Here is a 24,287-nt window from a genome sequence, read left to right as displayed (position 1 = left end):
CGGTCAGTCGTGCTTGCCGCGGCCCGTCAGCGCGTCCCGCAACCGGTCGACGAGGCCGGCCCCCGGTGCCAGCAGCTTGTTGGCCGGAGGCGTGTCCGGGGCGGACGGGTGCGGCCGGGTCGGCGCCATCTTCTTGGCCATCCGCACTTTGTCCCCCAGGCCGTCGAGGGCCTCCGGCGGACACGCCGCCCGCAGCTGCGGGAAGAGGTTCTGCTCCTCGTCGGCGATGTGGGAGCGGATCTCGGTCATCAGCATCCCCATGAGCCGGTCGAACTCGGGGTCCTCCGCCTCGCAGCCCTCCAGGTCCTTCATGATCTGCTCGGCCCTGGAGTGGTCCTCGATCTCCTTGTCCGCCATCGTGTTCCCGTTCACCAAGTGCTCGCGCACCGCCGGGTAGAGGTACTCCTCCTCGGCCACCGAGTGCCGTACCAGCTCCATCGTGGCCTGCTCGGCGTACACCTTGCGGTCCTTGTCACCGAACGGCAGGGCCTCGATCCGACCGAAGATGTCCTCGACCTCCCGGTGATCGGTCACCAGCTCGTCGATGACGTTTCCGCCGTGTCCCATGCTCTCCACCTCCAGCCAGACGCAGCGGCTCCGGGGCAGACCCGCCACGGCCCCCGAGTGCCCACCGGCGCCCCCACTACGCGCGGTCAAAGCCCCTGCCGAACGGGTGTGGGTGGGGCACTCGAAGGAACTCGCACCGGGACACAGGCGTACGACGCCCCGGGAGGCCGACGTGACCGACGCTCTGGACGAAGTGCTCGCGCGAGTACGCGGGGAAGTGGCCGCCAGGGCCGAGCGGCTGTGGGACGTCGCGCTGACCCTGCACACCGAGCCCGAGTACGCCTTCGAGGAGCACCGGGCGGCGGCACTGCTCTGCGGCGAACTCGCCTGGGAGGGGTTCGTCGTCGAACGGGGCGTCGCCGGACTGCCCACCGCCTTCTCCGCACGCTCGGGCGCGCGGCCCAGGCCCGCGGTGGCCCTGCTCCTGGAGTACGACGCCCTGCCCGGCCTCGGGCACGCGTGCGGCCACAACCTGATCGCCGCCGCCGGTCTCGGCGCCGCGCTGGCCGTGCGGGCCACCCTGCCCGCCGACGCCGGAAGCGTGTGGGCCGTGGGCACGCCCGCCGAGGAAGGCGGTGGCGGCAAGGTCACCGAGGTCGAGGCCGGGCTGTTCGACGACGTCGACGCCGCGCTGATGTTCCATCCCGGCGTGTACAGCTGGCGGTGGGCGCCGCTGACCGCACAGGCCCAGTACCGGGTCGCCTTCCATGGACGGGCCGCGCACCCCACCGGCAACCCCACCGAGGGCATCGACGCCCTCGCGGCGCTGATCCAGCTGTTCAACACCCTCGCCGTGGTCGGGCGACGGCTGCCCCAGGGCTCCCACGTCCAGGGCATCGTCACCGACGGCGGCCGGGCGACGAACATCGTCCCCGAGTACGCCGAGGGCCTGTTCGGGCTGCGCGCCGCGACGACCGCCGCCCTGGACGACCTGGCCGGGGAGCTCCTGACCTGCGCGCACGGCGTGGCCCGGGCGACGGGCACGACGGTTACCGTCGAACGCGCCACACCGCGCTACGAGCACTTCCGCGACAGCGCGGTGCTGTCCGAACGGTTCGCCCGTCACCTCATCCGCACGGGCCACGGCATCACGCCCCCCGAACCGGGCGTGTACCTGGGCTCCTCCGACATCGGCAACGTCAGCGGGCGCGTCCCGGCCATCCACCCCTTCGTGGCGATCATGGATCCGGACGGCTCCGACCACACCCCCGAGTTCGCCGCCGCGGCGGCCTCCGACCGGGGCCGGGAGGCGATGCTCGCGGCGGCGGAGGCACTGGCCTGCACGGCGGCCGAGGTGCTCCTGCGCCCGGAGGTGCGGGAACGGGCGTGGCAGGACCTCACGGCCGCGGCACTGTGAGGCAGGGGTTCACGCGGGGTCGCACCGGGCACAGCGGGTCATTCGGCAAGGAGTTCGGCGGGGTGCAGCTGGTACACGTTGAACGCTCGCCGGATGACCGGCTGGGCCACGTTACGCACCCGTACGCCACCGGCCGTCATCCCGTGCTCGGTGCCCGCATGGGCGTGGCCGTGGACGGAGAGGTCGGCACCGGCCGTGTCGATCGCCTCCGCCAGCAGATAGCTGCCGAGGAACGGGTAGATCTCCGGCGGCTCGCCGGCCAGGGTGTCGGCGACGGGGGAGAAGTGGGTGAGCGCGATCCGCAGTTCGCAGCCCTTGTCCGCCAGGTCCTCCAGTGCCGTGTGCAGCGCGTCCGCGCTGCGCCGGGTGTAGCGGACGAACTCCTTCATCAGCGGCTCGCCGAACTCGCCGGCGCTGCGTCCGACGAACCCGCCGCCGAAGCCCTTGGCTCCGGCTACGCCGAGGCGCGTACCGTCGCACTCGACGACCGTGCCCTCGCCCTCCAGCACCCTCACACCCGCGTCCTGGAGGATGGCGGTGACCTCTTGGGGCTGCTCGTCGTGATGGTCGTGGTTGCCGAGCACCGCGACGACCGGCACCGGAAGCCCCCGCACCTCCTGGGCCACCACCCGGGCCTCCTCCGGCGTGCCGTGCCGGGTCAGGTCACCCGCCAGAAGCAGCAGGTCGGCGCAGTCGGGCAGGGTGTCGAAGGCGGGCCGCAGCAGGCCCTGACTGTCGGGCCCCATGTGGATGTCACCCACGGCGGCGACGCGGATCATGGCAGGTCCTCCGCATGGTCGGGGGAGGTAATCTCCGCCACCACGACGTCCGTGTGCACGGAGATCCCGGTCAGCTCCTCGCGGACGGTCCGCAGTACCGTCTCGCGGCACTGTGTGGAGGGCACCGTGCCGGTCACCACGACCGATCCGGCCCGCACCTCCGCCCGTACGCCCAGTTCACCTAGTTCCTCGGCGGCGAGCCGGTCGCGCAGGTGGGCGACGCGGTACTCGACGTTCTCCGTGGCCGGGGCATGGCCCACTCCGTGGGCCCGCCCCGCGCCGGTCTCGCTCATCGCCGTTCCTCCTTCGGCCTCGGCGGAATGACCTCGAGCCGCTCCAGGAAGTAGAAGAACGCGTCGGGCATCGGGTCGTCGCCGCACGCCCGCCGCATCCGCTCCCAGTCGACCTTCTCCCGCAGCGTCCGGGCGATCGGGAGCACCGCCCCGAAGTCGCAGTGGTGCTCGGAGAAGGCGGCCACCAGACTGTGCACCAGATCGGTCGGCGACAGCACCGGCATGAACACCGAGTCGACCGACAACTCCTGTGCGCGCTCCAGCAGTTCCGTGGTGACCGGCTGGTGCGCCAGCTCGAAGATCAGGTCGACCTGCTGTCCCAGACAGCTGGACTTGAGCAGCCAGTCCTCGGGCGGCGTGTACACCGGCAGTCCGGCCTCGCGCAGGGTCTGGGCAACGGCGTCCGCGTCCTCGGGCCGGAAGCAGAAGTCGACGTCGTGCTGGAGGTTCTGGGTGCTTCCGTGCGCGTACACGGCGACACTGCCCGCCAGCGCGAAGGCGTGTCCCTTGCGTTTGAGGATCGAGCCGACCTGCTTGGTGGCCTGCAGGATCGCCTGATTGCGATCCAGGGGCAGGTCGTCGGCGAGCACGTCGTTCTGCGGGACGAGTTCGGGGTCTCCCGTTGCCAGACGCAGTTCCGCGACGCCTGCGCGCTGGTCCAGAGCGTCGTCGTCCGCGTGCCGCGTCATCGCTTCCCCCTTTCCTGGTCGACTTTCCTGGTCGACGGCGAGCCCCGAGTACCCGGCGCGCCGCCATCGACACGAACGCCGCACGCACGCGGGGACGCGAGGGCGTCACTCGGCCGTCCGTTTCGGGGCACCCGGTTCCCATGAACGGCAACGACACTCAGCAGCAGACCTCCCCGGAGGAACGCCGCACCGTCGAGCGACTGGTGCCGGTCTGGCTGGAGGAGACGGAGCGGCACGACAGCGCCGCGGCCCGTGAGGCCCGTACGGGCTGGGAGCGGGGCTCGCTGTCGGACCGGTCCGCCCAGGACCTGGCCCACTGGGTCACCGCCCGGGTCACCGACACGGGCTTCAACGAGGAGGAGGCCCGCAGGTGGAGGGCCCCGTCCGGATCACCCCCGCGGACAAGGAGACCGTCCACCGCTGGCTGACGGCACACGGCCACCGGATCTGACTCCGCGGCCGCCCGCACCTACGCAGTATCGAGAGCGCGGACGCCGTCCTCAGCCCTCGGTCTTCTGCTCGGTCCACGTCCACGCGTACTGCAGCCAGTCCGCCACCGTCAGAGCACTCAACCCGACAGACACCAGGCGGGCGGCCCGCGGTGCGGCGGCGTAGGAGGCGACCAGGCTTCCGGCCACCCAGGCGGCGGTGCAGAAGGGGCAGGAGACGAGTTCTCCGACGGCCCGGCGGACACCGCTGCCGCGGGGCGCGTCGTTGACCTCGCCGCCTGCCCCCTCCTCCGCACGGCGGGTGAACGGCGCCCGTACGAAGCTGGTGATCCGGTCCTTGGACAGCAGCCTGGACGCCTTGAACGTCGCGGTGCCGAGCAGTGCCACGTCCCAGGGCGGTACACGGTCGGGCAGCCGCACACCACGACGCCGTGCCGCAACGGAGAACAGCACCGCACCGGAGGCGAACGCCGTGGCGAGCGTGGCATAGCCCGTGAGAGGCACCTCGTCCTGGTCGTCGTAACGTCCGTCGTCAGTGGCCATGCCGCCCCGGGTGCGCCGGTCGTCCCGTCGGCACACGTGACGGGCCGGCGGCCGCAACAGGATCACCGGCCGGGGTGACGGACTCGAGGGGCCGGGTACCCGAGCGGCCGCACGGACGTGACCGACCGGCGGCGGCCGCCCCGCAGCCCGGTCCACGTGTCGCAGCAGCCACGAGTCGAAGGAGCCCAACGAACATGACGGACGTGTCGAGCAAGGGGCCCGCTCCGGACGACGACCGGAAGGTGCTCACCAACCGACAGGGCCACCCCGTTCACGACAACCAGAACCAGCGCACGGTCGGCGCCCGCGGCCCGGCGACCCTGGAGAACTACCAGTTCCTGGAGAAGATCAGCCACTTCGACCGGGAGCGGATCCCGGAGCGGGTCGTCCACGCCCGGGGCGTGACCGCGTACGGCTACTTCGAGGCCTACGGAGCCTGGGGCGACGAGCCGATCAGCCGCTTCACCCGGGCCAAACTCTTCCAGGAGCGCGGCAAGCGGACCGACCTGGCCGTCCGCTTCTCCACCGTCATCGGGGGCCGTGACTCCTCCGAGGCCGCCCGTGATCCGCGCGGCTTCGCGGTGAAGTTCTACACGGAGGACGGCAACTGGGACCTGGTCGGCAACAACCTGGGCGTCTTCTTCATCCGGGACGCGATCAAGTTCCCGGACGTCATCCACGCCCTCAAGCCCGACCCGGTGACCTTCGAGCAGCAGCCGCGGCGCATCTTCGACTTCATGTCGCAGACACCCGAGTCCATGCACATGCTGGTCAACCTGTTCAGCCCGCGCGGCATCCCGGCGGACTACCGCCATATGCAGGGGTTCGGCGTCAACACCTACAAGTGGGTCAACGACGAGGGGCGGACCGTCCTGGTCAAGTACCACTGGATGCCCGAGCAGGGCGTGCGCAGCATGACCGAGGAGGACGCCGCGAACGTCCAGGCGGAGGGCCTCGGCCACGCCACCAAGGACCTGTACGAATCCGTGGAGCGCGGCGACTACCCGGAGTGGGAGCTCCTCGTCCAGATGATGGACGACCACGACCACCCGGAGCTCGACTTCGACCCGCTGGACGACACGAAGACCTGGCCCGAGCAGGAGTTCCCGCCCAAGCCGGTCGGCAAGATGGTGCTGAACCGCATGCCGGAGAACTTCTTCGCCGAGAACGAGCAGATCTCCTTCGGCACCGGCGTCCTCGTCGACGGTCTGGACTTCTCCGACGACAAGATGCTCGTCGGCCGCACCTTCTCCTACAGCGACACCCAGCGCCACCGCGTCGGCCCCAACTACCTCCAGCTGCCGGTGAACCACGCGAAGAACGCCGACGTACGCACCAACCAGCGCGACGGCCAGATGACCTACCACGTGGACGGCGCGGGCGAGCGGGCCGACGTCAACTACGAGCCCTCGATCAGGGGCGGTCTGCGCGAGGCCGAGTACCCCACGCAGGACGAACAGGGACCGGAGATCCACGGGCGGCTCACCCGCAGGCGCATCCCCCGCACCAACGACTATCTGCAGGCGGGCCAGCGCTACCTGCTGCTGGAGGAGTGGGAACGCGAGGACCTGGTCAAGAACTTCACCGACCTGCTCGCCCAGTGCGACCGGCCGGTGCAGGAACGCATGGTCTGGCACTTCCTGCTGGTGGAGAACGACCTCGGTCTGCGGGTCGGCGACGCCCTGGGCATCAGCCCTGACGACGTCTCGGGCCTGGAGCCACTGGCCTCCCAGGACCTGACCGACGAGGACCGGGAGCGCCTGGCCAGGCTCGGCAAGAACCCGCCGCGGGACGTCGAGGGCCTCACCATGACCCACTGTGTCCCCAACGAGCGGCACGTGGTGACCAGGTGAACGCGTGACCAGGTGACCGGCGTGACCGGGCGGGTGCCGGGTGCCGGGCGCGGTCTGGACGACCCGCCCGGCACCGGCGTCCGCACCGGTCAGGAGGGCCGGTCAGGGCCGGTCAGGCGGGCAGTTTGGCCCGCAGGCGGCCGGCCGTCGCGGCGGGCCCGGCGGTGGCTCGGACGGAACGGCGCACCAGATGTGCGTCCCGCCGCAGGTCATGGGCGGTGTGGCGACCTCGCCACCACAGCGAGGGGTGCCCGGCGGTGTCGTCCGCCGCGATGAGCAGCCCACCGAGCATCGACAGGTTCTTCAGGAAGTGGATGAGCTGCTGCTCGCGCTCGGCGGAATCCTCGGCCTCCCAGAACCGGTGCCCGGCGATCGTCGTGGGCACGAGGGTGCCCGCGATGGCCAGCGCCGCGACCCGCGGGACACGGCCGATGCCGAGCAGCACACCCGCCGCCACCTGTACGGCGCCGCTGAGACGTACGACCTGTTCGGTGCGGTCCGGCAGCGCCTCGACGCGTTCGGTGACCGGTTGGACGACGGGCTCGGCCACGGGGGCCACCGCCTCGGGATCGCGCAGTGAGTTCAGGCCGCCGGCGACGAACATCGAGGCGAGCATCGGGCGGCCGACCAGACGCAGAAGACTCATGAGGCCTCTCCAGGGGTGTGGGGGCAAGCTGCGCTCCCCGGGTTCCCGACCGGTGGCGGCTCATTCGACGCCGGCCACTCCGCCCGCGTCGTCCTGGTTCAGTTCGCACAGGCCGGGAACGCGGTCCGGCGTACGCCAGGACCCGAGGCGAGGAAGAAACGGTGCGCCGATGACCGAGTACGAACGTTCCCGCACGATGCCGGCTCAGCCGGAGCACGTCTTCGACCAGGCCAGTCAGGTGGAGCAGCTGGACGCCTGGCTGCCCGGCGCCCTGCACGTGCGCGTCGACGACCCGCCTGCCGTCACCGTGCACGAGGACCACAGCGACCAGGACACCCCGGCGCTGCTCCAGTCGCGTCGTGATCAGATGCGGCTCGAGTGGGGAACGCGCGAGCAGGGCAGCTACGCCGGCTGGCTGCAGGTCGCCGGGCTCGACAGCGGGGCCAGTGAGGTGACCGTGCACCTGTCGTTCTTCGACGACAGCCACGACCCCGGCCACCAGACCGTCCAGGACGCCCTGGACAGCAGCCTGCGCCGCCTGGAGGAGCAGGTCCGCCTGCGCGTCGACAACGCGGCGGGCTGACGCCGGGCCCGACCGGCCGGGTCGGGCCGACCGTCAGCGCTGTGAGTACCTCCCTGTCCGGTAGCTCGGCCGGATCCCGGTCCTGCGCCGGATGGCGACGACCCGCAGGGCCAGCGCCACGGCCAACAGCACCCAGGCCACGACGCAGTACGCCCACGCGGTCACGCCCCGCGCCACGCCGACGGCGCTCCAGATCGCCCAGAGGGCCAGCACCGTGCACAGCGCGGTCCACGCGATGTCCGAGATACGGCTGCGCAGTTGCCCCCGCTGGTTCGTACCCGGTTCGAGATCGCCGAGCCCGGAACTGTCCGCTGCGCCTCGCAGTGTCACGGTTCGCTCCCTTCGCTCACAGGTGTGTGGGCTTCCCGGGTACCCCCGTACGGACCGCGTAGCGCGGCGGGGAACGTGGCCCGACACGGGCACGGCCCCCCGGCTCGTAAGAGATTTCTGTGAATTTCCGAGACGGTTGAACACCCGCGGTCCCGGCTCCGTATAGGGGCGGGGGATTTCCATGCCCGTACGGACGACACGCGCAGGAGTACTTCCGTGGGACACAACAGGCGCAGACGCCCAACAGGCGCACGACGTGCGACCTTTGCCGCAGTGGCACTGATGCTGGGCGGCGGTGGGCTGATGGCGGTCAACGTGTACGCCTCGGCGACCGACGGCGGTGGGCCGGGCGACGAGGGGGACGGCCGCACGCGGGTGCTGGGAGCCGCGACGATCGACTGCCCGGACGTCGGCACCCAGTTGACCACCGTGCCCGACGAGGCGGGGACGGAGGTCGACACGGAACTCGCCGCCCTGGACCAGCAGGTGGCCGAGGCCTACCGCAAACTCCAGGACCCGGCACAGAACGCGGAGCCCGAGAGCGGGATCATGGACCCCCTCAAGGAGGACCGCGCCGCGACGATCGAGCGCATCAACGCCGCCATCGAGCGGGTGGGGGACCGCCCCGAGGGACTCGACGCCCTGGCGGCCTGCACACTGCGCGAGCCCCAGAACCAGACCGGCGAGCAGGACGGCGGCGAGGAGCAGCAGGGCGACGGCCAGGACCAGGGAGACGGCCAGGACCAGGACGGCGGTGCCCAGCAGCCGGGCAACGGCGGCCAGGCAGGCAACGGCCCCGTGGCCGCCGACTACGCGGACATCACGACCGTCCAGCCCAGCGCGGCGAACGCCCAGGCGGACGCCTCCGGTGGCACCTTCGTCACCAGCTGCGGGGTGAACGAGGGCGGCCTGTTCAACTCGGACAACGTGATCGTCGCCCCGGGTGTCTCCAACGGAGCCCACCACTTCCACGACTACGTCGGCAACCAGGCCAACGACGCCTTCGCCAGCGATGAGGACCTCGCCAACGGCGAGACGAGCTGCGTGGACCAGGGCGACAGGTCGTCGTACTACTGGCCCGTGCTGCGGCTGCAGAACGGCACGCAGGAGCAGGACGCGGCCGCCCCGGGCGGCGGCATCGAGGGCAACGCCGGCGAGATCGTCACGCCCCGGCAGGTCACCCTCACGTTCGTGGGCAGCCCGCGCGGCGAGGTCACGGCCATGCCGAGGCTCCTGCGCATCATCACCGGCGACGCCAAGGCCTTCGTCAACGGAACCGCGAACGCCAACGCCTCCTGGAGCTGCACCGGGTTCGAGGACCGGCAGCTGAAGGACAAGTACCCGCTGTGTCCGCAGGGCAGCGACGTGGTGCGCACGTTCAAGTTCCAGAGCTGCTGGGACGGCCGGAACATCGACAGCGCCAACCACCGCACCCATGTGGCGTTCGCCCAGGCCGACGGCGCCTGCCCGGCCGGATTCACGGCCATCCCGCAGCTCGTGCAGCGCATCGTCTACGACGTCGACGCGCCGAGCCTTCAGGACGGCGGCCGTACCACCCCGCTCTTCGCGGTGGACTCCTTCCCGGAGCAGCTGCACAAGCCCGTCACCGACCACGGCGACTTCATCAACGTCTTCGACGAGGACCTGATGGGGGAGATGGTCGACTGCATCAACGAGGGCCGACAGTGCGGCGCCGGCGCGGACCAGGACCCCGGCAACGGTGAGGACCCGCAGGACCCGCCGGCCGACGACCCGGCGGACCAGCCGTCCGAGCAGCCCACCGAGCAGCCGTCCGACAAGCCGACCGAGCAGCCGACGGCGGCTCCCGCCCCCTCGAACGGCGACGACAACGGCAACGGCGGTGACAACAACAACGGCGGCAACGGCGAGCAGGGCGACAACGGCCAGGCGAAGCCCGACGCCTCGCCCACGGCACCGGCCGGCGACGAACCCGAGGACGAGCCCAAGAGCGACACCAAGCCCACGCCGGCACCGAGCGCCTCCGCCACCCTCCCCGAGGCCTGGTCGAACGACCTGGTCGAGACCGGCGAGGACGACAGCACCGCCTCCGGCACCCCGACGACCGGAGCCGTGGCCCAGCCGCCCGCCGGCGCCGGGACCGAGCCACAGACGGCCGGTGGCTCACTGGCCGAGACCGGCAGCCAGCTGTGGCCCGCCGCGGCCGGAGCGGTTCTTCTCATCTGCGGCTTCGTACTGCTGCGGCGCACCCGGCGCGGTTCCCTGTAGGCCGGCCCGGCTCGACGCGCGGAAAGGCGCACCCCTGCCTACGATCACTTGACGTGGGACACGCATTCGAAGAGCTCGTGGAGAAACAGCGCGCGGCGGACCAGGCACACCATCGGGTCGAGGACCTGAGCCACGCCTACGGTCCGCCCGCCGAGCACAAGTGGTCCATGAAACAGACCACCACGTACGAGACCGCGTTCCGTGCCTGGCGCGATCTCGATCGCGACATCCGGACCGCGGTGGCGGAGTACGCGAAGGAGCAGGGCCGGCCGCGCCAGGAGGTGGAGACGGACGTCCGGGCGGCCGTGCGCCGTCCGCAGCCGCAGTAGGGACCCGGTACGGCGGGACCGAAATCTTGCCGTACCGGCAACTCTCCTTGGCCGCCGACCGGGCGCGACGCAGGCTTGGGCCTCATGACCCACATCCACGCGACGACGCAGGCCTCCGAGTTCTGGGAAGCCCGTTACAAGGACAGCGAACGAGTCTGGAGCGGCCGCCCCAATCCGCTCCTCGTACGGGAGGCGAGCCACCTCCCACCGGGTACCGCCCTGGACCTCGGCTGCGGTGAGGGGGCCGACGCGGTGTGGCTGGCCTCGCGCGGCTGGCAGGTCACCGGCGTCGACATCTCGTCCACCGCCCTCGAACGTGCCGCCGCACACGCCGCCGAGGCCGGGGTGGGCGACCGTACGGCATGGGAACGGCACGAGCTGGGCACGACGTTTCCCCGGGGCTCCTTCGCCCTGGTCAACGCCCAGTTCCTGCAGTCCCCGGTGCACCTGGACCAGCGGGGCGTCCTGCGGCAGGCCGCCGCCGCGGTCGCCGAGGGCGGCACGCTCCTGATCGTCATGCACGCCGGGTGGCCGTCGTGGCAGAGCGAACCGCCCTTCGAGGCGGAGTTCCCCACGCTGGAGGGCACCCTCGCGGAACTCGCGCTGCCCGAGGAGAGCTGGTGCGTGGAAACCATGGGCGCGGTACGCAGGGAAAGCGTTTCGCCCGAGGGGGTCGAGGGATACCGCGAGGACAACGTCTGGCGGATCCGACGTACATAAGGGCCGGGAATTGGTGTCCGCGTTTGGAAATCACGGCGACGGCTACCCGACCCGTGGATACACCCGCAGTCAAACGCGGCTTGGAGTGATGGAACGTGGCCGGAGACCAGAAGGCCAAGGCGAAGAAGGAACAGGCCAAGGGAAAGGCCAAGGAGGCGATCGGCCGCACGACGGGCAACGAGCAGATGGAGGCCGAGGGCCGGGGCGGCCAGGCGAAGGGTGACGCACGTCAGGCCAAGGAGAAGGGGAAGGACACCTTCAAGCACTGACGGTGCCTGAACCGACCGAAACTCGACCACACTCTCAGCGGGATCCCCATTCCACACCCGGGGATCCCGCTGACTGCTCTGTCACCGGATGACAAAGGCCCGAAAAGCCACTGCGTTCCCGTGAGCACCGCCTGAATACCCAGCGTTCACGGCCCTACCGTCCGGCTATGAACCTGAGTCGCAGCAAGAAGAATCGCAGTGGGAAAAGAACGTGGCGCAGTGCCGCCCTTGCGGTGCTGCTGATTGCGGGGGCGCTCACGGCCGCCTCCCCGGGCGCCGCGCAGGCGCGCGCCGAGCGGACCGAGACGCCCGTGACCTCGGCGTCCCCGGCCGCCGGGGTGACCGAGTCGCTGGTGCGGGTGAAGGTGCCGCTGCCCGCGTCCGCCGGGGTCCGTCCGGCGGCGTGCGACTGGCTGTCGTACCTGCGCTACCGCTCCTCCGACGGGCCGGCCGCCTCCGCCGAGGCCGACCGGATCCTCGTGGCCCAGCCGGGCATCCTTGAAGGGGCCGGTGCCTTCGACAGCGTCGCCCGCAACACCGTGGCACGAGCCGCCGAGCAGGGCAGCCACATCGAGTTCTGGGCGCTGGACCGCCGCTCCAACTGCCTGGAGGACCGCACCGGAATCGCCTCCGGCGACCAGCACACGGCCGTCGACTACTACTACCGGGGCAAGCAGGTCGAAGGCCGGACCTTCGCCGGATACGTCACCGACGACCGCCTCGGCTGGATGGCGAAGCTCGGCATCGAGCAGACCGTCCGCGACCAGTACGACCTGCTCACCGCCGAGCTGCCCGACCAGGGGCTGCGCAAGAGCAAGGTGCTGTGCGGCGGCCACTCGCTCGGCGGTGTGATCACCGGCTACTTCGCGGCCGCCGACTTCGACGGCGACCGGGCCACCACCTCGGACGCCGGCTACAACCAGTGCGTCGGCTACTTCGCCCTCGACACCACCGTCTCCACCTCACTGGCCGACCTCAGCGGCAGCATCCCGGACGACACCAACCTGCCCGACATCGGCCTCGGACACGGCGCGGTGCAGGCCGGGCTCGACAGCGGGGTGCTGCCCCGCTCCCTGTCCGCTCCGGTGCTGCTCAACCCCGAGACCATGACCGTGCTCGCCATCGCCGGCCTCGGTGCGCTCCGGGACCCCGGCGGCGAGGCCGACCTGCCCCGCTATCTGCCGTCGAACGTCAACATCGAGGCCACCAACCGCTTCCTCTTCTCCAAGGACACCGCGACCTTCCTCAAGGGCTCACCCACGGTGAAGGACTTCCGGCTCACCAACGAGGCGATGCTGGGGGCCCTGATGGACGACAACTCGGTACCGCTCGCGTTCCTGCAGAGCAGCGTGGGCTTCTTCGACGGCGGGCCGGTCGTCGACAAGGACTTCCCCGCCGCCAACGGCGGCGACCAGCAGGCGGGCCTGTTCGGCACCGACTACAAGGCCATCCCCGCCCAGCCGAACGGTCCGCTGTACACATGGCGGAACTACGACCGTGTCGGCGACCCCGACGACCCCGGACACCGGTCAGCCGACGGCACGCCGTTCACCTCGGCCGCCAAGGAGGTCACCGACATCCAGGAGCTGGCCCGCAGCATGGCCGAACAGCCGCTGGACTTCACCGAGCAGTACTTCCCGACCAAGCTGGTCACCGACATCCAGCTGGCGACCTCGCCGCAGGTGAAGCGGCTCGTCGTCCATCCCGAGGGGCTCACCGCCAACCCGACGCTCACCGTGCTCGCGGGCGACGGACTGCTGGCGGGCCGCGCACCGGCCGACCTGGACCCGGTGATCGCCGAGGGCTACCAGCACCTCGACGTGCTGACCGCGGCGCCCGTACAGAACAACGGACTTCCCGAGCCCGTCTCCACCAGCCTCGCCGGATTCGCCGGGAACCCCGCATAGCGGTCCTCGCACGGCTGTGGGCCCGGGAGGATTCCTCCCGGGCCCACGGGCACGTGTACGGCTCAGACCTTGCCGGCGGCGAACGTGGCCGCCTCGTCGGCGTCGTCGCGGTAGCTGAGGTGGGCCCCCGTGTCGCCCCCTCCGGACTCGCAGACGGGGTCGCCCTCTGCGCAGATGTCGAAGGTGCGGCTCTGGTAGGTGCCGGTGACGCTCTTGCCGATGGCCCGGATCGGGTTGCCGAACAGCAGCACGGCGGAGACCTTCGGTTCGAGGGCGGCGGGGATCGAGGCGACGATGGGGCTGCCGACCACCGCACCCGCGCTGCTGATACCGATCGAGTTGTCGACGACGTTCGCGCCCTGCGAATATCCCACCAGAATGAAACGCTGGTTCGGACACGTGGCCGCTTGGCTTGTCACGTGGTTGACGAGATCCCTGTTGCCCTGCGCCGCTGAGGTCAGGGAAAGGTTCGCCGGATAGTTCACGCTGTAGCTGGACAGGGTTTTGCCGGTGATTTTCCTTTGGAGTTCGGAATACACCGGGTCTCCGACGATGAAGCCGAGCGTGCCCGGCTCGAAGGTGCCGCGGGCCGATACGACCTCGACGTCGGTGCAGGGCGCGGCTGTTGCGGTGGGGGCCGACACAGTCGCCAGTCCGGCCCCGCCGGCCAATGAGAGCGCGGCGAGGCACAAGCGGATACGCATGGGGAATCCTCCGCGTGCGGGGCGCGTGATGCGCCTGCGAAATGGAACGGCCCCGAACGTATTCGCTTTTCCAGCGGAGTGTTATGCAGAGGATTATGGAATTGTCGCGGCTTTTTGTGCTCTCGTGAGCAGCGTTCCCGACGGGAATTTCATTGGCTGTCCGGCGCCTGCTCGCGCAATGCCTCGGCGCGCAATGCCAGCACGAGGTCCAGGCGGGTGTCCGGCTCGTGCAGGGCCTCGCCGAAGAGCTTCTCCAGCTGCCGGAGGCGGTAGCGGACCGTCTGCGGGTGGATGTGGAGCCGGGCGGCGACGTCGGGCACGTTGCTGCCGCTGAGCAGCCAGGCCAGCAGGGTCTCGGCGAGGCGGGGACGCTGCCCCGGGGAGACGGCGTCCAGCGGGGCCAGGACCCGTGCCTGCAACCGGGCGAGCAGCGGTTCGTCGCAGTGCAGCAGCAGCGTCGACAGATGGTCGGCGCAGTGCACCACGCCCTGCCGGGGCAGGATCCCGCGGCCCATCAGGCCCAGGGCCCGGGTGGCCCAGCGCAGGGACTGCGCCGCCTCGGTCACGCCGACCGTCGGGCCGATCGCGGCCGGCCGTCCGCGCAGCGCGAGGGCGAACGCCCGGCCGCCGAAACGACCGGACACGTCCGGGTCGGGCACCAGCATGCGCGGCGGCCGCGACGCCATGTCCACCAGCGCGCCCGCGGCGGCCAGCGGCCGCTCCTCCTCGCGCTGTTCCGGCCCGGCCGCCAGCGCCACGACGGCGACCTGCCGCGGCACCGGCCACCGCGCACCGTGCGCGAGATCCTGCACGGCCTCCAAGGCGACCGGCCCCTCGCCCAGCAGCAGGTCGAGCAGGCGCTTGCGACGCCGTTCCACCTCGTCCGTGCTGTGCGACCGGGCCTCCGCGTAGCCGGCCGCGGCCGCCTCCGCGACCTCGTGCACGGTCCGGAACGCGAGTTCGCCCAGTGCCGTCACGACCGCCGAGTCCAGCCCGAGCTGTTCTGCGGTACGGCCCATCAGCCGCCAGGCGTGCAGCCCTCCGACCCGCAGCGCCGACTGCAGCGCGTCCAGGCTGCGGCCCTCCAGGGCCTCGCCGCGCCCGAGTTCGTAGTACGTCGCGGCGATCGCGTCGCCCTGGCCGCGCGGGTCGGCGATGTGGTCGACGAACAGCGTCAGCGCCTGCACCACCCCGGCTCTGAGGTTGCGCCGGTCGTTGCCGTCGGCCAGGCGGAGGTACTCGGGAACCTGTCTGCGCACCTCCTCCTCCACCTCGTCGGCGACGGATTCGAGCTGCGCGCGCAGTAACTCGGCCAGGTCGGGCGGCACCTGCGGTGCTCCGGGGCCGGCCGGCACGCCGTGCGGGACGGGGACAGCCATCGCGGACACTCCTTTCACCCGGAAGCGACTCACCCGCGGGTTGTTTCCCGTGAGGCGAGTGGGACGTCCTGTGTTGGACGGACGATCCCTGCGCTCCGTTCCGTGCCCCGCCGGCTCCGACATCACTCGGGCAGCCCCAGCGCATGGGCGAGCATCGGCCACGACGCCGCGAACTCCCCCTTCCAGTACGCCCAGCTGTGCCCCCCTCCCGCGTAGAAGTGCGTGGTGACCGGGACGCCGAGCCGCGCGAGCGTGTCCGTGAAGCTGTGCGCGGAGGGCCACAGGGCGCTCTCCAGTGCCCCGGGCAGCGGATCACCGCTCCCGCCGGCCAGCCCGCTGCCGTTGGACACGTACAGGGAGGTGCCGCGCAGCCCCTGCGCGCGGGCGCGCGGGTTGAAGTCGCGCCAGGTGAGCAGGTTCAGGATCGGGCTGCCCCACAGCGAGTGCCGCGACAGGTTCTCGCGGGCCACGATGGCGTCCATGATGACCGGCACGCCGGGCGCGGTGGTGTCGAGGATGCCGCTGTAGGAGGCCGCGGCGGTGAAGGCGCCCGGGTGCCGGGCGGCGTGCGCCATGGCCCCGTACCCGCCGGTGGACACCCCGGCGACGGCCCGCACGCCGGAGGCCCGGTAGTCGCGGCGCAGCAGCGCGGGCACCTCCTCGACCTGGAATCTCTCGTAGTCGCGCCCGTCGCGCCAGGCGGTGGGAATGCCGGTGGGGCCCGCGTCCGGCATCGCCACGATCAGGTCCCGGCCCTCGGTGAAGGCCTCGATGTCGGTCTCCCGGGTCCAGGACGTGTAGTCGTCGTGGGCACCGTGCAGCAGGTACAGCACGGGGTACGTCCGGTCCGGCCGCGTGTCGAATCCCGACGGCAGGATCAGCCGCACCGCCGCGTCGCGGCCCAGCGCGGCGGAGTTCACGGACAGGTCCAGGGTGCGCGGCCCGAGCCGGGTCGCGGCCCGGGCCCGGCCGGTGGCGGCCCCGGTTCCGAACAGGACGGCCAGACCGGCTACGGCGGCCGCCTTGGCGACGGTACGCCGGGGCACTTCGGTGGGGCGGTGGGGCATGGCGGCTCCTCGGCTCTCGGTTCAGTGGTTCTGCTGGGCTCCTCCGCCGGCGTGCGCCCGCTCGCCGAGCAGCCGCCGCAGATGGACGGCGATCTCGTCGACGTGCGGCGGATCGAGCAGCGACAGATGGTGCCCGGGCACGGGGACGACCTCCAGGCGCGAGCACACCTCGTCCCAGCCCAGCGCCTCGTCGTCCCGGTCGTACGCCGGGTCGCGCACGGTGTGCGGCGCGGGTTCGGTGGCCCGGTAGAGCACCACCGGGCCGTCGTAGGTGCCCGGCCGGTGCGCCTCGCCGACCCTCAGGTCGAGGTAGGAGGCCCGCTGGTGGTCCAGTGCCGCCGCGGGCACGTCGACGGCCTCGCGCAGCGCCCGCAGCACGGCGTCGATACGGTCGCCGTCGTCGGCCGTCGCCACGAGTTCGTCGTAGGGCAACTCCAGCCGGGCACCGTAGGTCTCCTCGACGTGCCGGGCGAAGCCCTCGAGGTGGGCGCGGATCCGGTCGGCCGGTGAGCGCCCCGGCTGGGGGAGGGGCCGTACGGAGTCGATGAGCACCACCAGCTCCACGTCCCGCCCGGCGGCCGTCAGGTGCCGGGCGGTCTCCTGCGCGACGAACCCGCCGAAGGACCAACCACCCAGCACACACGGCCCGTCGGGACGGGTGGTGGCGATGACCTCCGCATACCGGCGGGCCTTCTCCGCCACCGTCCGCGCTGCTTCCACCCGCTCCAGCCCGTGGACCGGCCGGTCGTCCCCGAGCCGTTCGGCCAGCGCCCGGTAGACGTCGGTCGGTCCGCCGGCGGCGTGCACGAGGAAGAGCGGGGACCCGGAACCGGCGTCCCGCAGCACCGTCACGGGCGAGCCCTCGCCCACCACCCGCCGGATACGCCCGGCCGCTTCCTCGACGGTGGCGGTGCCGAGCAGGTCGCGCAGCGGCAGCTCGATCCCGAACTCGCGCTCCACGGCCGTACGGATGCGGACGGCCATCAGCGAGTCCAGCCCGAGGTCGGCCCACGCGGCGTCCGGTGTGATCCGGGCCGCGGGGTGCCCGGTGACGGCGGCCACGTGCTGGCTGAGCCGGGCGACGACGGACGTGGATTCGGTCCGAACGGAGGCTGACCTGGCCCGAGGGGGCGCGACGGGTGCCTCCGCGGACGCCTTCCCGCGGTCCCGAGCCCCGTCCGTCCACCAGTGCCGCTCATGCCGCCAGCGCGGTGCGGGCAGGTCGATGACCCGGCCGGGCGCCAGGGGCAGGGCGAGCCCCGCGGCGTACAGGGCCCCGAGCTGCCGCACGAACCCGGTCGAGCCGTCCGCGTCGCGGCGCAGGGTGCCGACGGCGAGGGCCTCGGGCACGGTGTCCACCACGGCCCGCGTCAGGACCGGGTGCGGCGAGATCTCCACGAAGACGGTGTGGCCGTCGGCGGCGGCCGCCGCCAGCGCCCGGTCCAGGCGCACGGGCCGCCGCAGGTTGGCCGCCCAGTGCGCCGCGTCGAACTCGCAGTCCCCGCGCGGGTCGTCCAGGACGGTGGAGTACACGGGCACGCGCCGCCGCCGCCCCTGAATCCCGGACAACGCCTCGGTCAGCTCCGGCAACAGCGCGTCGACCTGCGGCGAATGCCCGGCGCCCACCACCCGCATGGCCCGCGCCGCCCGGCCCTCCCGCTCCAGCCGGCGTACGAGCCGACCCACCTCCGCCTCGTCCCCGGTGACGACCTTCTGACGTGGCGAGGAGTGCACGGCGACCTGGACGCCGGGCAACTCCCGTAGAAGGGCGTCCAGTTCGTCGTCGTCCAGGTCCACGACCGCCATCGCGCCCCCGCTCAGCCGGCTCAGCAGCCGGGCCCGTACGGCGATCACGCGGGCCGCGTCCGACACGTCCAGGGCGCCCGCGCAGACGGCGGCGGCCACTTCGCCCATGGAGTGGCCGATCACGGCGGCGGGTTCGACACCGTAGGAGCGCCACAACTCGGCTAGCGCCACCTGAAGGCCGAACAGGACGGGCTGCGCGACCTCCAGGCGGTCCAGGCCGTCGCCGGACGCCAGCCGGTCGTAGAGGGACAGACCGCACTCCGCGGCCAGCTGCGGATCGAGCTTCTCCACGGCGGCCGCGAACGCGGGCTCCTCGTCCAGCAGCCGCCGGCCCATGCCGGCCCACTGGCTGCCGTACCCGGAGAACACCCACACCGGCCCAGGTCCGACGAGACCGCGCTCGCCCGTGACGACCCGTGCGTCGGGGCGCCGGGCCGCCAACGCACCGAGCGCGTCCGCGAGTTCGCCCTGGTCGCGGGCGGCGACGGCGGCCCGCACGGGCCCGCGACCGGTGCGCCCGGCGAGGGTGCGGGCCACGTCGGCGAGGCGCGCGGTGCCGCCCTCGCCCGTGCGGAGCCAGTCGGCGAGCCGGGCCGCGGTGTCGCGGACGCGTTCGGTGTCGACGTCGGAGAGCGGGTACAGGCGGGCGGCGGGTTCCGCCCCGGCGTCGGCAACCAGGCCTCCCGGCCGCCATTCCTCCAGTACGGCATGGGCGTTGGTGCCGCTGAACCCGAAGCCGGAGACCCCGGCGGTGGCGGTGCCGCCGTAACGGGGCCACGGTTCCGGCTCGGTCACCACCCGAAGGCGGGCATCGCCCAGGGCGCCGCCGTCAGCGCAGTGCAGGGAGGACGGGATGCGGTCGTGGTGGAGGGCGAGGACCGTCTTGACCAGGCCGGCGATGCCCGCGGCGGACTCCAGGTGGCCGAGGTTGCCCTTGACGGAGCCCAGCAGCAGCGGCTGGTCGGGGTCGCGGCCGGCGCCGAGGACGGCATCGAGGGCGCCCGCCTCGATCGGGTCGCCGAGCGGAGTGCCGGTCCCGTGCGCCTCGACGTAGTCGACACCCGCCGGATCGAGCCCGGCCCGGGCGTACGCGCTCCTGAGCACGGCCTGCTGGGCGGCGGGGTTGGGCGCCATCAGGCCGCCGGACCGGCCGTCGGAGTTGACGGCGGTGGCACGGACGACCGCCAGCACCCGGTCACCGTCCCGCTCGGCGTCGGACAGCCGCTTCAACAGCACGGCCGCGCACCCCTCACCCCGGCCGATCCCGTCGGCCCCCGCCGAGAACGGCTTGCACCGCCCGTCCGGCGCCAGCGCCCCCGCCCGCCCGAAGGCGACACCGACGGTGGGGGAGAGCAGCAGGTTGACCCCGGCGGCGATCGCCGTGTCGCTCTCGCCGGTCCGCAGACTGACACAGGCCTGGTGCACGGCGACCAACGAGGACGAACAGGCCGTGTCCACGGCCACGCTCGGCCCATGGGTGTCCAGGACGTACGCCAGCCGCCCGGCGGCGACGCTCAGGGCCGCACCGGCCGGTGCCCACGGATCGACGGCGGCCGGGTCGGCCCCGGTGAGCTGCCCGTACTCCGGCGCGGAGATGCCGACGAAGACACCGGTCGCGGTACCCGCCAGGGACGCGGCCGGGACGGCGGCATGGTCGAGCGCCTCGTGGACGACCTCCAGCAGGATCCGCTGCTGCGGGTCCATCACCGCCGCCTCACGCGGGGTGACATGGAAGAAGTCCGCGTCGAACCCGGCGACGTCGTCGAGATAGCCGCCGTACGAGGGCGCGTCGGCGGGCGGAAACGCCGTGAAGTCGCGCCACCGGTCCTCGGGCACCCGCCGGATCGCGTCGACGTCCTCGCACAGCAGCCGCCAGTAGTCGGCCGGCCCGTGCACCCCGCCGGGCAGCCGGCAACCGACCCCGATCACGGCGACCGGCTCACCGGGCGCCGTGGTGACAGGCACCGGGACGGAGACGACCTCCTCCGCACCGCGGCACAGCCGGGCCACCAGCGCGTCGCCGGTCGGCGTCTCCCACAGCAGCGTGGAGGGCAGTTCACGACCGAGCAGGTGCGAGAGTTCCCCGGCCAGGACGACCGCGTCCCGCGAGGACATGCCGAGATCCGCGAGCGGCCGGTCCAGTGGGACGTTCTCGGCAGCCATGTCGTTCCAGGCGGCCGCCCGCTCGGCGATCAGCCGACGCAGCGCCGCCGCGTCGACGCCCGTCATCCCACGCCTCCGGACACCCAGACGGGCCGCCCGTAGGCGCCCTCCAGATAGCGCGCCCGGGTGAGCGCCCGCGACACCTTGCCGCTCGACGTGCGAGGCACGGTCCCCGGAGCCACCAGCACCACGTCCGCCGGTCGCAGCCCGTGCCGTGAGGACACCGCCGCGCGCACCGCACGGACCAACTCGGGTACGTCGATCGCGTCGAGGCGCGTGCTGCGCGCGTGCTCGGCCACGACCACGACCCGCTCACCCCCCGAACCGGGCACCGAGAACGCGGCGAGCCGGTCGCGGCGCACCGCGGGGTGCGCCTCCTGGGCGGTGGCCTCGACGTCCTGCGGGTAGTGGTTGCGCCCGTCGACGACGATGAGGTCCTTGAGCCGCCCGGTGACCACCAACTGCCCGTCCAGCACGGTCCCCAGATCGCCGGTCCGCAACCAGCGGCCACCGGCGTCCGGATCCGCCACCTCACCGCCGAAGACGTCCCGGCTCTCCGCGTCCCGGTTCCGGTAACCCCGCCCGACGTTGGGCCCCTGCACCCGGATCTCACCCACCTCGCCCTCGGACAGGACGACACCCGTCGCGGGGTCGGTGATCCGCACCCGCTGCCCGGCCGGCGTACCGCAGCCGGCCAGCAGCACGGCCCGGGGATCGTCCGGCCGGGCGGGCAGGGCCTTGCCGGCGGCGAGGGCGTCCCGGTCGAGAGCGAACCGGCGCAAGGGCTCACCGGGCCGGGCGGCACTGACGAAGACCGTCGCCTCGGCCAGCCCGTACGAGGGACAGTGACAGTCCGCCGGCAGCCCACGCTCCGCGAAGGCGGCGTGGAAGCGGTCGACGGTACCGGGGCGTACCGGCTCGCTGCCGTTGATCAGCGCGGCGACAGCGTCCAGCCGCAGATCCGCCTTCTGCTCGGCGGTGACGGCGGAGGCGCAGTAGTCGTAGGCGAAGTTGGGCGCGGCGGTGAGCGCCCGCGGATGCGCGGCCAGCAGCCGCAGCCAGCGCACCGGCTGGTGCAGGAACGCCGCCGGATCCATGAGCACCGACAGCAGCCCCCGCACGACGGGAGCGGCCACACTCAGCACCAGCCCCATGTCGTGGTACAGCGGCAGCCAGCCGACGCAGGTCACCGGATGCGCGTCGGCGCCGTAGGCGGTCAGCGCCTGCCGCGCGTTGGCGACGACATTGCCGTGGGTGATCTCCACGCCCGCGGGCGCCCGCGTCGACCCGGAGGTGTACTGCAGATAGGCGACCTCCCCCTCGTCCACGGCGACCGGCCGCCAGTGCTGGGCGGCGGCGTCGGCGACCTGGTCGGCGGTGACGACGCGCACGGAGTCACCCGCGCAGAACTCCCGTACGGACTCCAGCTCGCGACCGGTGGTCACCACGACCGCACAAGAGGCGTCGGCCAGAACCCCCGCGAGCCGGTCGGCATGTCCCGGCAGACCGGGCGGGTACAGGGGTACGGCCACCATCCCGGCCGTCAGTGCGGCCAGGAAGGCGGTGACGTACTCGACGCCCTGCGGGCACAGCAGCGCGACCCGGGCTCCCGGTTCGGCCTCCTCCAAGAGCCGGGCGGCGAGCGCCCGTACCCGCAGGTCCAGGCGCCGCCAGGTCAGGGTGCGGTGTACGCCACGCGAGTGCGGGGCGGGGTGGTCGACGAAAGTGAACGCCCGGCGGTCGGGGGCGACTTCGGCCCAGTGCCGCACGTATTCCGGCAGGGTCCGGCAGACGGGCGTGAGCGGGGGGCGGCTGTCCTTCAAGGGGGTGGCTCCTCACGTCGCGGAAACGTCTTGCGGGGCGGAGGCGTTGCACGGTCGAACGGAACGGGGGCTGATGGGGGCTCAGAGCGGGATGTTGCCGTGCCTGCGCTGCGGCATCGGCGCCCGCTTGCCCTTCAGCGCGCGCAGGGCGCGGCAGACGTGGGCGCGCGTCTCGCGCGGGGCGATGACGGCGTCGACGTATCCGCGTTCGGCGGCGAGATAAGGGGTGCCGTACGTGCTCTCGTACGCGGCCACGAGACGGGCACGCAGCGCCTCGGGATCGTCCGCGGCGGCGAGTTCACGCCGGTGCAGCACCCCGACCGCGCCCTCGGCGCCCATGACGGCGATCCGGGCGGTGGGCCAGGCGAGGTTGACGTCGGCGCCCAGATGCTTGGAGCCCATCACCGCGTAGCCGCCCCCGTACGCCTTGCGTACCACCACGGTCACCTTGGGAACGGTCGCCTCTGCGTAGGCGTACAACAGCTTGGCGCCCCGCCGGATGATCCCGCCCCGCTCCTGCCGCACGCCGGACAGATAGCCCGGCACGTCGGCGAAGGTGAGCAGCGGGATGCCGAAGGCGTCGCAGAACCGCACGAACCGCGCGGCCTTCTCGGAGGCGTCGATGTCGAGCACCCCGGCCGAATGCAGTGGCTGGTTGGCGACGATGCCGACCGAACGGCCCTCGACCCGGGCCAGGGCGCAGATGATGTTCGGCGCGAACAGCTCCTGCACGTCGAGGAGCTCACCGTCGTCGACGACCGCCCGCAGGATGTCGCGCATGTCGTAGACCTGCGCGAGCCGGTCGGGGACGATCTCGTCGAGCCAGTCCGCGGCGGGGGCGCATCCCGGGGCGTAGTCCGGCGGCCGTTCGAGATTGTTGGCGGGCAGATACGACAACAGGTCCCGTACGGTCTCCAGGGCGTCGCCCTCGTCGGCGGCGAGGAAGTGCGCGTTGCCGTTGACGGCGTTGCTGGCCCGTGCGCCGCCCAGGTCCTCGGCGGTGGTGCGCTCGCCGGTCACGGCCTTGATGACGTCGGGCCCGGTGACGAACATGTGCGAGGCGCCGTCCACCATCACCGTGAAGTCGGTGATGGCCGGCGAGTACGCGGCCCCGCCCGCGCACGGCCCGAGCACGACGGAGATCTGCGGGATCACCCCGGACGCCTGCACGTTGCGGCGCACCAGCTCGGCGTAGAGGGCGAGGGAGGCGACGCCCTCCTGGATGCGGGCGCCGCCGGAGTCGTTGAGCCCGACGACCGGACAGCCGGTCTTGAGGGCGAGGTCCATCAGGGCGACGGTCTTCTCCCCGAAGGCCTCGCCCATGCTGCCGCCGAAGACGGTGGAGTCCTGGGCGAACACACACACCGGACGGCCGTCGACCGTGCCGTGCCCGGTGACGACCCCGTCACCGTACGGCCGGCGTCCTGTGCCGTCGGCCGTCCGGGCCCGGACGAACTGCCCCGTCTCGGTGAAGGACCCCGGGTCCAGCAGCCGCTCGATCCGTTCCCGGGCCCCGAACTCCCCGCGTCTTCTCGGCCCGCCCGGCGCCAGCGCCGCCGCTCGGCGGCGTTCCAGTTCGGCGACACGGTCGACGGTGCGGTCGGGTAAACACGGCGTCTCGGCCGTCTCGGCCGTTTCGGCCGCCTCGGGTGTCGTCACCTCTGTCGTCACAGCCACCTCCGAAGTCGCCTTCGAATATGGCAGCGACCAGGAGGCGGCCCGGGCGGATCGGCGGTGCGTTTGCCTGAGGTGAGTGCGCGGGGACGCCGGTTAGTCCCGCTGTG

The 24,287-nt window shown here is 72.3% G+C and carries 22 protein-coding genes; 9 read left to right on the top strand and 13 right to left on the bottom strand.

Annotated features, from left to right (window positions below):
* Window positions 1-3 precede the first annotated feature (3 nt).
* Window positions 4-567 (bottom strand): hemerythrin domain-containing protein, encoded by a 564-nt coding sequence (locus OG252_RS06270; RefSeq protein WP_329334350.1) that lies wholly within the window; start codon window positions 565-567, stop codon window positions 4-6.
* 172 nt (window positions 568-739) lie between these two features.
* Between OG252_RS06270 and OG252_RS06265 the strand changes: the two genes are divergently transcribed.
* A complete protein-coding gene (locus OG252_RS06265; RefSeq protein ID WP_329334348.1) occupies window positions 740-1,924 on the top strand; it encodes an amidohydrolase in 1,185 nt (394 codons plus the stop codon).
* 38 nt (window positions 1,925-1,962) lie between these two features.
* Here OG252_RS06265 and OG252_RS06260 read toward each other — a convergent pair whose 3' ends face one another.
* The 3 genes from OG252_RS06260 to OG252_RS06250 are packed head-to-tail and all read right to left on the bottom strand — an operon-like array spanning window position 1,963 to window position 3,685.
* Window positions 1,963-2,703 (bottom strand): metallophosphoesterase family protein, encoded by a 741-nt coding sequence (locus tag OG252_RS06260; protein ID WP_329334346.1) that lies wholly within the window; start codon window positions 2,701-2,703, stop codon window positions 1,963-1,965.
* Window positions 2,700-2,996, bottom strand: a complete 297-nt coding sequence (locus OG252_RS06255; protein WP_329334345.1) for a BON domain-containing protein — start codon at window positions 2,994-2,996, stop codon at window positions 2,700-2,702. The genes OG252_RS06260 and OG252_RS06255 overlap by 4 nt, the downstream gene beginning before the upstream one ends.
* Window positions 2,993-3,685 carry a hypothetical protein gene (locus tag OG252_RS06250; RefSeq protein WP_329334343.1) on the bottom strand — a complete coding sequence of 231 codons (693 nt, stop codon included), beginning with the start codon at window positions 3,683-3,685 and terminating at the stop codon, window positions 2,993-2,995. Before OG252_RS06250 ends, OG252_RS06255 begins: the two co-directional genes overlap by 4 nt.
* A gap of 140 nt (window positions 3,686-3,825) precedes the next feature.
* Between OG252_RS06250 and OG252_RS06245 the strand changes: the two genes are divergently transcribed.
* The gene (locus OG252_RS06245) at window positions 3,826-4,113 is read left to right on the top strand and encodes a hypothetical protein (protein ID WP_329334341.1); all 288 of its coding nucleotides are present in this window, start codon (window positions 3,826-3,828) and stop codon (window positions 4,111-4,113) included.
* 72 nt (window positions 4,114-4,185) lie between these two features.
* Here OG252_RS06245 and OG252_RS06240 read toward each other — a convergent pair whose 3' ends face one another.
* Window positions 4,186-4,677, bottom strand: a complete 492-nt coding sequence (locus OG252_RS06240; RefSeq protein ID WP_266451420.1) for a DUF1360 domain-containing protein — start codon at window positions 4,675-4,677, stop codon at window positions 4,186-4,188.
* Window positions 4,678-4,871: 194 nt separating this feature from the next.
* Between OG252_RS06240 and OG252_RS06235 the strand changes: the two genes are divergently transcribed.
* Window positions 4,872-6,530: a catalase gene (locus OG252_RS06235; protein WP_329334339.1), complete on the top strand. Its 1,659-nt coding sequence runs from the start codon at window positions 4,872-4,874 to the stop codon at window positions 6,528-6,530.
* 112 nt (window positions 6,531-6,642) lie between these two features.
* Here OG252_RS06235 and OG252_RS06230 read toward each other — a convergent pair whose 3' ends face one another.
* On the bottom strand, window positions 6,643-7,176 hold the full coding sequence (locus OG252_RS06230) for a DoxX family protein (RefSeq protein WP_266451422.1): 534 nt from the start codon (window positions 7,174-7,176) through the stop codon (window positions 6,643-6,645).
* Window positions 7,177-7,345: 169 nt separating this feature from the next.
* Between OG252_RS06230 and OG252_RS06225 the strand changes: the two genes are divergently transcribed.
* Window positions 7,346-7,759: an SRPBCC family protein gene (locus tag OG252_RS06225; protein ID WP_266451423.1), complete on the top strand. Its 414-nt coding sequence runs from the start codon at window positions 7,346-7,348 to the stop codon at window positions 7,757-7,759.
* A gap of 33 nt (window positions 7,760-7,792) precedes the next feature.
* Here the strand turns inward: OG252_RS06225 and OG252_RS06220 are convergent, their stop codons facing one another.
* A complete protein-coding gene (locus OG252_RS06220) occupies window positions 7,793-8,089 on the bottom strand; it encodes a hypothetical protein (protein ID WP_266451424.1) in 297 nt (98 codons plus the stop codon).
* 282 nt (window positions 8,090-8,371) lie between these two features.
* Here OG252_RS06220 and OG252_RS06215 point away from each other — a divergent pair, with 282 nt between their 5' ends.
* The 5 genes from OG252_RS06215 to OG252_RS06195 all read left to right on the top strand — a co-directional run bounded on the left by OG252_RS06215 (window position 8,372) and on the right by OG252_RS06195 (window position 13,561).
* Complete coding sequence (locus tag OG252_RS06215) at window positions 8,372-10,336, top strand: DUF1996 domain-containing protein (RefSeq protein ID WP_329345092.1); 1,965 nt, start codon at window positions 8,372-8,374, stop codon at window positions 10,334-10,336.
* A 53-nt stretch (window positions 10,337-10,389) separates the two neighbouring features.
* Window positions 10,390-10,665 carry a hypothetical protein gene (locus OG252_RS06210; RefSeq protein ID WP_266451425.1) on the top strand — a complete coding sequence of 92 codons (276 nt, stop codon included), beginning with the start codon at window positions 10,390-10,392 and terminating at the stop codon, window positions 10,663-10,665.
* Between the two features lie 84 nt (window positions 10,666-10,749).
* A complete protein-coding gene (locus OG252_RS06205; RefSeq protein ID WP_266451426.1) occupies window positions 10,750-11,385 on the top strand; it encodes a class I SAM-dependent methyltransferase in 636 nt (211 codons plus the stop codon).
* Between the two features lie 95 nt (window positions 11,386-11,480).
* Window positions 11,481-11,654: a CsbD family protein gene (locus tag OG252_RS06200; protein ID WP_266451427.1), complete on the top strand. Its 174-nt coding sequence runs from the start codon at window positions 11,481-11,483 to the stop codon at window positions 11,652-11,654.
* A 233-nt stretch (window positions 11,655-11,887) separates the two neighbouring features.
* Window positions 11,888-13,561, top strand: coding sequence for a hypothetical protein (locus tag OG252_RS06195; protein WP_329345091.1), 1,674 nt, complete (start codon window positions 11,888-11,890; stop codon window positions 13,559-13,561).
* 62 nt (window positions 13,562-13,623) lie between these two features.
* Here the strand turns inward: OG252_RS06195 and OG252_RS06190 are convergent, their stop codons facing one another.
* The 6 genes from OG252_RS06190 to OG252_RS06165 all read right to left on the bottom strand — a co-directional run bounded on the left by OG252_RS06190 (window position 13,624) and on the right by OG252_RS06165 (window position 24,078).
* Entirely contained in the window at window positions 13,624-14,265 is a 642-nt protein-coding gene (locus OG252_RS06190) for a cutinase family protein (protein ID WP_266451428.1), read from the bottom strand.
* 149 nt (window positions 14,266-14,414) lie between these two features.
* Entirely contained in the window at window positions 14,415-15,644 is a 1,230-nt protein-coding gene (locus OG252_RS06185) for a PucR family transcriptional regulator (protein ID WP_266451429.1), read from the bottom strand.
* Window positions 15,645-15,766: 122 nt separating this feature from the next.
* Complete coding sequence (locus OG252_RS06180) at window positions 15,767-16,711, bottom strand: alpha/beta hydrolase (RefSeq protein ID WP_329334334.1); 945 nt, start codon at window positions 16,709-16,711, stop codon at window positions 15,767-15,769.
* Between the two features lie 21 nt (window positions 16,712-16,732).
* The gene (locus OG252_RS06175; protein WP_329334332.1) at window positions 16,733-20,746 is read right to left on the bottom strand and encodes an acyltransferase domain-containing protein; all 4,014 of its coding nucleotides are present in this window, start codon (window positions 20,744-20,746) and stop codon (window positions 16,733-16,735) included.
* A complete protein-coding gene (locus OG252_RS06170; protein ID WP_329334330.1) occupies window positions 20,743-22,503 on the bottom strand; it encodes a fatty acyl-AMP ligase in 1,761 nt (586 codons plus the stop codon). The genes OG252_RS06175 and OG252_RS06170 overlap by 4 nt, the downstream gene beginning before the upstream one ends.
* An 81-nt stretch (window positions 22,504-22,584) precedes the next feature.
* Window positions 22,585-24,078: an acyl-CoA carboxylase subunit beta gene (locus OG252_RS06165; protein ID WP_443068485.1), complete on the bottom strand. Its 1,494-nt coding sequence runs from the start codon at window positions 24,076-24,078 to the stop codon at window positions 22,585-22,587.
* Window positions 24,079-24,287: the final 209 nt, after the last annotated feature.

Source organism: Streptomyces sp. NBC_01352 (assembly GCF_036237295.1).
In the GTDB taxonomy this organism is placed as follows: Bacteria; Actinomycetota; Actinomycetes; order Streptomycetales; family Streptomycetaceae; genus Streptomyces; species Streptomyces plumbiresistens.
Note: the sequence above shows the minus strand (reverse complement) of the source record. Positions and strands in the feature narration are given on the sequence as shown.